At 49.1% G+C, this 1928-nt stretch carries 1 protein-coding gene; it reads right to left on the bottom strand.

Features of this window, described 5'->3' with window-relative positions; translation table 11 throughout:
• Positions 1–432 precede the first annotated feature (432 nt).
• Complete coding sequence (locus tag J8X26_RS27380) at positions 433–1737, bottom strand: tail fiber domain-containing protein (RefSeq protein ID WP_193333192.1); 1305 nt, start codon at positions 1735–1737, stop codon at positions 433–435.
• Between the last annotated feature and the right edge of the window lie 191 nt (positions 1738–1928).

The raw sequence follows: 1928 nt of genomic DNA on the forward strand, positions 1-1928 counted from the left end.
TGGTCAACCGTTTACCAGAATTACGCGCAGAACTCACTATTTCATGACCGCACGAAATCCCAATAGCCTTATAAAGGCAAAGAGTATGTTTGATAAATCGCCTGTTGAATTACAGACACGGAATCTTCTCCTTTAAACACATTTCATTGTGTTGCTCGCTCCCTTGCGGGCATTTTTTTTGCTGGCAATATCCATTAACAAGACTATTATTAGCTTAGCTAACGTAAGATTAGCAACAGATGCCTATCTCTCAAGCCCGCCGTTAACGCGGGCTTTTTTTGCCTGCAATTTGGCAGCATTTCAACATTCATCGACGCTTTAAAGCGGAGGTGCAATCACCTTCCAGTACCATGTGTTATTATTGATATTTAGCCCGCCGTTCTGACGGGCTTTTTTTCGTTGGTTATGCAGCCGATCTGAAAGTAAAGAAAGTTATGATGCAGGCTCGCTCATGATCCCGAGCGTTGACTCGATGGCGATCAAGCGTTCAGATAGGACGGAAATTAGTTCTGCCTGATCTTCATTGCGTTTCTTTAAAGCCTTTATCGCTGCGCCTGAATACGCAGCAGACACCCCGAGCGTATTCAATGACAGGGTATCTTCGTTAGCGAATAGCACCCCATCCTCGTCCACGTAAAGCTGCGGATTATCCGTTACCGTCACCGCTTCAGGGCAATCTTTTTGCACGTCCTGCGCAATGAATCCAAAGCCTTTAGCACCTTTGACCGTAGCCGTTACGTTACCGGCCTCGTCGAACGTGCGCGGGACGTCGTAGTAGTCCCATGAACATGTACGCCATGAGGCAAGCGCAGCAAGGGCTTCTTCAGGGTCGATATCCTGCATGTGGTGCTTAACGCGTTCGTCTGACGTGGCTGTCCACCCGCCGTTCGATTGCCCAACCCCAGAGGGCAACATTGTAAAATCGGTAATTACGCTGGAGTTTGATGCATTGACAACTCTGAAGCGAATCCCGCCGCTACCACCCCCTTGGTTGTTGATAATGTCAGTACCACCTACCACCCCCGTACCGTTCCACCCCATGTACGTACCCTGTACGGAAGGGTTATTAAGACCTTGAGTATAGAAACCAGCAGGCCCTGCGGTAACACCCGCGTTGACCACAAGGTTCCCTGTTACCCCTACGTTGCCCTGTAACTGAGGTGAAGCCAGCGGCGCTGCACCAAGCGCGGTACGTGCGGTTGCGGCAGTTGACGAGCCAGTACCTCCTTGGGAAATAGACAATGCAGTCGTCAACCCTGTGAGTGACGTAATATCACTGTTAGAACCTTTCGCTGCCTTATTATTTACAGTCGCTGTATCTGCCTTACCGGCTAATGAGGTCGTGATGCTGCTCCATGCGGGTCCTGTATAAGTTGAACCGTCAGGCAGGGTTACTGTGATTGTCCCCGTTCCGCTGAATACCTGCTGCCAATTAGCTTTGTCGAGATTGAGCCCGCGGATAGCTTTTGCAACGTCAGCGGCAACCTGTGCAGTGATCCCAACGAGTGTTGCATTCGGAACCGCTGTCCAAGCATTTCCGGTTGCCGTCGGGCCGCCATATGGCGTGATTAATGTTAAGGCTGTTGCGGATGTTGTTGCTTTAACCCCCAGCGTATAGGTCACTCCGCCAACAATAACGACAATAAAATCATTCGCTTTCAAATCGGTGGTGAATGCTGTTCCGGTACCGGTCACATTTGCTGAATTGTTAGTTAATGCGATTGTGCCTGCTGACATGCTTTTCTCCGGGCATAAAAAAACCCGCCGGAGCGGGTTTCTGTGCATTGTGTTGTTTAGTCCAAACGATATTCGACATCTAAACGAACATCTTTTCGAGGTTCATTTTTAGCAAAATGCCGGCTTTGTTGAATAAATCGAACTTTTTGCCGTAATCAGGATCAGATCACCACATTCTCGATCCTGTAGCG

The sequence above is a fragment of the Rahnella sp. ChDrAdgB13 genome, from assembly GCF_017655185.1.
Lineage (GTDB): Bacteria > Pseudomonadota > Gammaproteobacteria > Enterobacterales > Enterobacteriaceae > Rahnella > Rahnella contaminans.